Source organism: Streptomyces sp. NPDC002776 (assembly GCF_053592195.1).
Genome location: NZ_JBSFVG010000045.1, coordinates 1 through 7,909, shown reverse-complemented (window position 1 = coordinate 7,909; position 7,909 = coordinate 1). Strand labels below are relative to the sequence as shown.

The following is a 7,909-nucleotide window of genomic DNA, read 5'->3' as shown; positions in this document are numbered from 1 at the left end:
CCGATACGAGAAACTCGCCGTCCGCTACGAGGCGACTGTGCTGGTCGCAGCCATCAACGAGTGGCTGTGACCAGCACTTTCGCAACACGCCCTAGATTCCACTGTCCCAGCTCGGTCCATATGTCTACCCTGCCGACCGACGCGCACGAAGTCGCCTGGTGCGTCGATGCGATCACCGGTTGCGGGGCTGCGGACCTGGCGTTGGCCCGGGCACGGGCGCTGGTGGAGCAGGAACGGACGGCGCTCGAACCTGCCCAACCCATCACCGCCGTACTGCGTTCTCTCGGGTTCTATGCCGTCACACGCGACGCCGAACTGAACGGGTGACGCCGAGACCCCCGGGAGGGGGCGCACGCCACCGGCCACGCTCCGGTTTCGTGCGCTGCGCTTCACCTCACCGGCTACACCCGCCTCGTATGTGACTCCGTCACCACCGCCACTGGCGTATTTCCCGCCCGAAGCGCATGGTGCTCGAAGCCCCACACGTTCGAGGAGTTCGCATAAGGCACACGCTCATCCGGACCGCTGTCGCGGGAGTCCTTCCCGCGGCAGACGCGCTCGTCAGCACCCCCACCACCGTCGCCGACACCACAGCGAACTTCCTCACCACCTGCGCGGCGACGGACACCCCCGTACTACACACTCGCCGTGAAGGCGGCACCAGTGTGCTCGACTACACCACCGCCGCCTCCGCCCGCGTCGTCGCCGGAGTGATCGTCACCCTCAAGGGCGAGGTCGTCTCCGGTCTCTTCGAAGGCGCTCAGGCCGTGCGCACGCTGCAGTCAACCAACGCCGCGCTCACCGAATGCCTGCAAGACGGCATCGACCGGGTCACGGCCGGCGGCCAACTCCAGCTCGCCCTCTGAGCCCGCACACCACCACGCCCTGAAGAAAGGTTACTTCCCATGAGTAAGCACAAGCCGTCACGGCGCTTGCGCACCCTGCTGACCTGTCTGGCAGCGGTGGGGGCGCTGGTCATGCCCGCCGCCTACGCCGGACCCGCAGCCGCGGCGACCACGGAGCAGACCGCTCTGCTGGAGTGCCCCGGTTACGAAACCACTTCCTACAACCCGGGCCTCACCCTGGCCACCCGCCAGGTCGCCCTGTCGGCCGACGGTGCTGTCGGCCCCTGCCTGGGGCTGCCGCTGGATCACACCAACGGCACCATCAGCTTCACCGGCAACGGGCAGCTGTCCTGCATCGCCGGCAGCTCCACCGGAACGGGGCGCATAAACTGGCAGAACGACCGGACCAGCACAACCACCTTCGACTACACAGCCGTGGCCGGGCTGCGCCCCGGTGGTGTCTCCGTCCTCGTCCTCACCGGTGACGTGAAATCCGGTGACTTCCAGGGCTCGCAGATCATCATCGAGATCGTTCTGGTTCCCGCCCCCGCCCAGACCCTGCAGTGCCTGACGCCGAACGGCCTCGACACCTCTTCCGGAGCGGTGAACCTGCAGATCCTCTGACCTCTCTCGCATGCCCTGGCTCTGCGCCGAGCGCTCGCGCAGAGCCAGGGCATGGGGTGAGCCGATCCACCAAGTGCGTCTCTTTGATCGGGTCCATGCACAGCACTACGCCCCGGCGGCCCGGAGAGTTCCGCCGCTGCGGCGGCTTCACTTGCGGTAGTCACTGCCGGGCAGCGGGGCATCGGAGCCATCGCTCTCAAGCGTCACTCCAGCCTTGGGAAGCGGCGGCTGGAGCGCGTCCGGGGCCACCTCGTCCGACGACAGGGCATCAGGCCCGTCGCACAACAGCTTGACCAGACATGCCAGGGAAAATCCGTCCAGAAGAGCATGATGCGCGCTGAGTGAGACTCACTGAGGGAGCGACTACTCACGGCACCGGAGCAGCCAACGTCAACCTCGCCGGACTCCCCATCGGCAGCCCCTTCAACCAATGCGGTGGCGCCGAACTCCCCGGTGCCGACCAAGTCCTTCAAGCGGGCAGAAGCATCTCCCTGGTGGGCGACACAGTCGGAAAGCAGGTGATTTCCTTCTAGAAACCTGGAACACAAGCTCAAGAGCCGGGGCCTGCGCGCGGCCGATCCCGCAGCCGGCGCCCGCGCACAACGGCCTCAGGGGCGGCTTCTCGCCGGGGTTTAAAGAGCCTGGGCGTCACCGTGATCATCGGCATGGGTCACCCGCCAGCTGGCCCGCGCGCGGGCCAGCCCCGCATTCCGCGGGGCCTGAACGTTCACCCGGACCATCCCGGGCCAGGCTCCACCTAAAGCCGATAGCCCCCGGCTTCGGGGGGAAGGCCGGGGGCTACCTGCCATGACAGGGCGGTCATCGGAGCCAGTAGCGGTTCCTGGCCCCACACTGGCGAGACCTGGGACCGCATGAGACTCCGATGCGCGTGTCCCCTTGCCTAACGCGCAGAGGACAGTACGGTCACGGGTCAATTCCCCGGCACGCAAGCCTGCCCCAGCCTCGCACGGCGAACTTGCCCTGGATTTAATCCTCGATTTGACCCGCGCTTGCCGCTGGATCGCGGGGTCGGGGCCGTGCGTGGCCAGGGCTCCCCGATGCCCCGGCCACGCACGGGCGCGCGGTCCACCGGCCGACGATCACGCCGACCAGCGCGGCCATCACCGTGACCGAGCCGAACGCGGCGCCAAGAGGCGCGCCCCACGTCGGGTGCCGGTGCACGACGTAGGCGGCGCCGGCCGCGAGCAGCAGCACGACGACGACCAGGAGCACGGGCATCTGCCCGGCGCAGCCGGCAGTTGCACCGCCTCGCATGCGCGCGTCACGCGCGTGCCATGGCCCGGCCCGGCGCGCGCGGCCCCGCCGTCGCGCGAGGACACCTGAGGGGCGCCCGATCCCCTCGCCCGCCGCCCGGCCGAGCTGTCCCACCCCCACCCTTTTCCTTTTCCTGCTGTGGGGCGAGGTCTGGGGGCGTAGAGGGGATGTCGGGCTACCGACCACGGCAGGAAATGCGTGGTGACCTGCAGATTTACGGACGGGTCCCGTGAGCGAACGAGCGGCTGTCGGCGGGCTCGTCGCGCGCGGGCGACAACATCCGCACGCTGCTGTCGCAGAACGGCCTGCGGGACCCGTGGGTCGACCTGGTCCGGGGCGGCACCGCGCCCGCGCCGGGCAGCGACGCCCTGGTCTGCGACGCGGCGGCGCCGACGGACGGCTGGTCCAGGGAGGTGTTGTCGCACCGTGACCGTGGTCGGGCCTTCATGGTCGCAGTCCTGGTCGGGGCGGCTGTTGCGCTTCGTCGTACGCGCGACACCGGATGAGCCGGTGCCGCACTGTACGCGAGGCGGGAGAAGCCGTGGTGAGCGATGTGGACGCATGGAGCGGGGACCGGCTGGCGCCGGCAGTGCTGGCGCAATACCGGATGGCCACCACGGAACAGATGCACCTGGTGATCGCGCCCAGGGTGCGGATCGAGCAGACCCGGCGCCGACTGGCCAAACTGCGCAGTGAGGGCCTGCTCGACCGGATCACCCTGCCGCAGGCCGGACGGACCCGGCTCTGGTTCCCCACCCAGTACGGCATCCAGGTCGCCTGTCAGTGGCCCGAACTACGGGGGGTGCGGCCGACGAAGACGGCGTCCGACCGGACCGCAGTACGGCTGCGGGCCGGCCACGGGCTGACCGTGACAAAGACCGCGCTGGCGTTCCTTAAGGACGCCCGCCGCCGCGGCGAGCTGCGCCGGCCACTGGACTGGATCCCCGAGGTCCACCACTCCATCGGTGGCGGCGAAGCCGTCATCCCCGACGCTCTGCTCTACTACCGGCAAGGCGGTGACGGCGGATCAATGCTGCGGGCGTTCGTCGAAGTCGACCGGGCCACCATGGGACCCGAACGCCTCGCCGCCAAAATCGGCGCCTACGCCCGCCTCCACGCCCATGTTCCCGTGCCTCCCCCAGGTCAGCGCCGGCCGGCCTTCGGCCAGGAGCCACCGCAAGAAGAATGGCGCCGGCACTACCCGCTGTTTTCCCCGGGTGCTGTTCGTCCTGGACGGCACCGGCCCCGCCGGGATCGAGACCCGCATCGATGCGCTGCACGCTACCGCCTGTGACCTGTCGCAGATCGGCTTCCGCCGCGACGTCATCGTCCTCGCAGCGCCGCTGGTCGACCTGCTCCACCACGGGCCCGCAGCGCCCGTGTGGCGGCCCGTCCACGCCCCCGACCAAAGAGTCAGCTGGATGCACCCACACCCATGACAGCACCCTGGCCATGACCCCAACCACAGCCCGACCACAGCAGGTCACAGCGCTGTGTCGAGAAGCATCCAGCTTGCGCATAAAATCGAACAAGGTTTCTACTGAGGATATGGCCAGGCCCCGCGTCGACTACCTCACCAGCACCCAGGAGCACATCCTGCGCTGCATTCGCGACGCCATCACGGACCGCGGCGAGGCGCCCACAGTCGCCGAGATCGGGCAGCACATCGGCCTGCGTAGCAGCGCATCCGTGCACTGGCATCTGAGACGGATGGAAGCCCTCGGGTACATCGAGCGCGAACCCTACAGAGCGCGCGGGATCCGGCTCAGATGACGACCGATTCGGCCTGCCCAGAGTCCGTCACCCCCTGCCCGACCTACGCCCCGAAAGGCCCACCGCGTGACCAGCCCAATGATCGAGGGGATGGCGTCCCATGAAGTGGTGTAGCCGGGCTTGGCCGCGGAACGCGCGGGTGTCTGCCCGGGGCGTGCATCCGCTGGCGGTGCATGCTCCCTGAACAAGGGCAGGCCATCGCGTAAGTCTCCGTGGTGAACGGGCAGTTCAACCGGAGGAGCACGCGATGGCCTTGTCCCAGTCTGAGCTGATGCGGCTGCTGGAGTCACTACGTCGGGCAGAGGGAGTTGAAGCAATCAGGGTGGTGTGCGAGCGCATCTTGCAGGAGCTCATCGAGGCCGAGGCCACCGAGGTGATCGGTGCCGCCCCGCGTGAGCACTCCGAGTCGCGTACGACCTGGCGCAACGGACATCGCGACCGTCTGCTGACCACGCAGGCCGGCGACCTCGATCTGAAGATCCCGAAGGTGCGGACCGGGTCGTTCTTCCCGTCGCTGCTGGAACGTCGGCGGCGCATCGACCGGGCACTGTTCGCCGTGGTGATGGAGGCATACGTGCACGGCGTCTCCACCCGCAGCGTGGATGACCTGGTCAAAGCACTCGGTGCGGACTCCGGGATCTCCAAGTCCGAGGTCTCGCGGATCTGCGGTGAGCTGGATGAGGAGCTGACCGCGTTCAAGGAACGGCCGCTGGATCACACCGTCTTCCCCTACGTCTTCCTGGACGCCACCTACTGCAAGGCCAGGGTGAATCACCGGATCGTCTCGCAGGCCGTGGTCATCGCCACCGGGATCTCGGCCACCGGGCATCGCGAGATCCTCGGTGTGATGGTCGGCGACAGCGAGTCGAAGCCGTTTTGGACGAAGTTCCTGCGCTCGCTTCGGGCCCGCGGCCTGGAGAACGTCCAGTTGGTGATCTCCGACAGCCACAGTGGTCTGGTGGCTGCGATCCGCACGGTCTTCCTCGGTGCGGCCTGGCAAAGGTGCCGCGTTCACTGAAGCCGTAAGGATTCAACATGGTGTTTCGCTGTCTTCTGTGACGGATGCGAGTACGTCGGCGGCCGTGGTGAAGCGTCGTTGGGCGAGCGTCGGGACGCACGGGTCTTGTTCGAGGATGGGGCGGACGTCCTCGATGGCGTTGCGGATGGTGCCGCGGCTGACACCGAACAGGTCGGCCAGGGCCTGCTGGTTGCATAGATCTCGCTGGGAAAGGACCGTCGCCAGGATCCGGTCCGCGTCGGGGATCTTTTGGCGGAAGACGCCGCCACGGGTTCCTGGACGCCGGGCACCGCCGCGCTGGTGATGCCGGCGTTGTTCGAGCGCGGCCTGGTAGGGCACGGTGATCCGGTCGATCAGCGCCTGAAAGTCCGGACGGGACATGCCGGTGAGTAGGGGGTGGGACAGGGTCTGGGAGAGATCCATTCGACTGGTGGTCGCGCCGTTCTCCGCCCAGTCACGCAACTCCGGGGCGGAGGCGAAGTAGTGCGCGGTCTGCGTGACGGTGATCTTCTGTGCGTCCATGAGGGTGCGGGTCTCGCCGATGACCTGGCCGATCGTGACCGGGTTGATGGCGAGCAGGTCGACCAGGACCTTCTGGGAGCAGACTCGGCGCAGGTAGATCACCGTGACAAGGATGCGGTCCGCGTTCGAGAGCAGGGGCTTGCCATGTGCTCCGGGGGCCTGCAAGCGTCGGCCGCCGCGCTGCTGGAACTTGCGCTGCTCGGCCCGGGTGGCCTGCGCGAAAGCCAACTGGGCGCACAGTGCGTCCAGTTCCGATGAGGTCATGCCGCTCAAACGCGGGTCGGCGAGCATCGCAAGAACCTGCGACCTGGCCTGGTCACGATCGCTGGCGTTGATCACGCAGTCGCCGGTGGCGTCGGCCGGAGCGATCGTGTAGTTCCAGGATCCGTGCCGGTCATGGTGCGTGATCGGCAGTGAGCGCACTTGCTCGCGGCTGACGGAGATTCCCACTGGGTAGGTCCCGGTGTCCAACTCGGCGTGAACGCGCAGGCCCGTGCGAGTGCGGGTCGCGGCAATGCTGTTGACCACGACTTCGTGGCTGGTCAGGGGCCTGCCACGCCAGTTCATGGAGATGTGGGAGAACAGCCGGTGCTCGATCTTGTTCCATTTCGAAGTGCCCGGCGGAAAGTGACAGACGCTCACCGTGAGGCCAATCTCGGCGGCGAACGCGGCGAGTTCGGTCTTCCATAACCGGTAGCGGTAGCTGTTGGACCCTCCGCAGTCCGCGGTGATCAGCAACCGGTCGGCATCCGGGTGGTCCAGCCGGCCACGGGCCCGCCACCAGCGGCGGATCGACTCGACGGCGAACACCGAGGTGTCGTGATCGGTACCGACGTTCACCCAGCCGCTGTCGTGGGCCAGATCGTAGATGCCGAAGGGTATCGCCACCTCGACGTCGGGGCCGATGAAGTAGAAGCTGTGGTCCTCCACCTGCACCGGATCGCCTGCGGGGCGCCATTGCCGCCCGGGGTTCGGCAGCTGTCCTATCTGCTCCTTCTTCTTGGCATCGATGCTGATCACCGGCTGACCGCCGGACTGGTGCTCCTTGACCTGTTCGTTGATGTAGCGGAACTGTGCGTCCCGGTCGGGGTGTTGCTTGCCCTCCAGCGTCTTGGCGCTGGCCTGCAGACTGAAACCCTGCTCCCTCAGCAGCCGGCCGACGGTCGGAGCGGAGACCGGGTGCCCTTGACCGGCCAGCTCCTCGGCGAGGTTGCGCAAGGACTTGGTGGTCCAGCGCAGCGGCGACATCGGATCGCCCCGCTCATCCGGCTCCACAGCTTCAGCAACGCCGGAACCAGCAAAGGATCCTGTTCCTCAGATGGCTTGCGGCCACCCCCGGGGCGCCGGACGCAGCCGTCCCGCAGCGGATCCGCACCGGCCTCCAGCTCGAACACACCGTTGCGGACCGTGGTCTCGCTCACCCCGGCCGTCCGCGCCACGGCCCGTACCCCACCGTGTCCGAGCAGGCGTGCCTCCTGAGCCAGTATCAGACGCCGCTGCCGCTCGTTCAGATGCGGCAACAGGACCTGGAACCGCAGCGCGAGCTGGTCCAGAACGTCGTCGGCGAAGCTCATACCAGAGCAACGGGCTTGTCCTATAAAAGCAACGGGTTGTTCCTTGACGGCTTCGGTGAACGACGCAGGTCTGGACGATTGTCGCAGGCCAGACCGTGTTCACGGCGTCCGGGAGGCCGGTCAGGCCGTCGCAGATCAGCATCAGGACATCGGCCGCGCCGCGGTTCTTGATCTCGGTCAGGTCCTGGAGCCAGTACTTCGCGCCCTCCCCGCCATCGCCGATCCACAGACCCAGAATGTCCCGGTGGCCCTCGGCGGTGACCGCCACCGCCATGTAG

Annotated in this window: 5 protein-coding genes and 4 pseudogenes; 7 read left to right on the top strand and 2 right to left on the bottom strand. The window is 67.7% G+C overall.

The features are described from left to right. The first annotated feature begins 120 nt into the window (after positions 1-120). From ACWD11_RS34880 to ACWD11_RS34850, 7 genes and pseudogenes are all read left to right on the top strand, one after another. Positions 121-327 carry a hypothetical protein gene (locus ACWD11_RS34880; protein WP_451287908.1) on the top strand — a complete coding sequence of 69 codons (207 nt, stop codon included), beginning with the start codon at positions 121-123 and terminating at the stop codon, positions 325-327. Between the two features lie 338 nt (positions 328-665). After that, positions 666-866, top strand: coding sequence for a hypothetical protein (locus ACWD11_RS34875; protein WP_451287906.1), 201 nt, complete (start codon positions 666-668; stop codon positions 864-866). A gap of 39 nt (positions 867-905) precedes the next feature. Continuing rightward, positions 906-1,469 carry a hypothetical protein gene (locus tag ACWD11_RS34870; protein WP_451287904.1) on the top strand — a complete coding sequence of 188 codons (564 nt, stop codon included), beginning with the start codon at positions 906-908 and terminating at the stop codon, positions 1,467-1,469. 1,535 nt (positions 1,470-3,004) lie between these two features. Then, positions 3,005-3,142 (top strand): annotated as a pseudogene (locus ACWD11_RS34865) (jacalin-like lectin); the annotation flags it as partial. A gap of 146 nt (positions 3,143-3,288) precedes the next feature. Beyond that, the gene (locus ACWD11_RS34860; protein WP_451287902.1) at positions 3,289-4,038 is read left to right on the top strand and encodes a replication-relaxation family protein; all 750 of its coding nucleotides are present in this window, start codon (positions 3,289-3,291) and stop codon (positions 4,036-4,038) included. A 254-nt stretch (positions 4,039-4,292) separates the two neighbouring features. Continuing rightward, positions 4,293-4,517 carry a LexA family protein gene (locus ACWD11_RS34855; RefSeq protein WP_451287900.1) on the top strand — a complete coding sequence of 75 codons (225 nt, stop codon included), beginning with the start codon at positions 4,293-4,295 and terminating at the stop codon, positions 4,515-4,517. 247 nt (positions 4,518-4,764) lie between these two features. Continuing rightward, positions 4,765-5,532, top strand: a pseudogene (locus ACWD11_RS34850) (IS256 family transposase); the annotation flags it as partial. A 15-nt stretch (positions 5,533-5,547) separates the two neighbouring features. Here ACWD11_RS34850 and ACWD11_RS34845 read toward each other — a convergent pair. Further along, positions 5,548-7,631, bottom strand: a pseudogene (locus ACWD11_RS34845) (ISAzo13 family transposase). Positions 7,632-7,677: 46 nt separating this feature from the next. Further along, positions 7,678-7,909 (bottom strand): annotated as a pseudogene (locus tag ACWD11_RS34840) (transposase); the annotation flags it as partial.

What these genes read in the sequence shown, in the direction of transcription:
- ACWD11_RS34880 (WP_451287908.1), top strand. Translation starts at nt 121, where the DNA reads ATGTCTACCCTGCCGACCGACGCGCACGAAGTCGCCTGGTGCGTCGAT.
- ACWD11_RS34870 (WP_451287904.1), top strand. Translation starts at nt 906, where the DNA reads ATGAGTAAGCACAAGCCGTCACGGCGCTTGCGCACCCTGCTGACCTGT.
- ACWD11_RS34855 (WP_451287900.1), top strand. Translation starts at nt 4,293, where the DNA reads ATGGCCAGGCCCCGCGTCGACTACCTCACCAGCACCCAGGAGCACATC.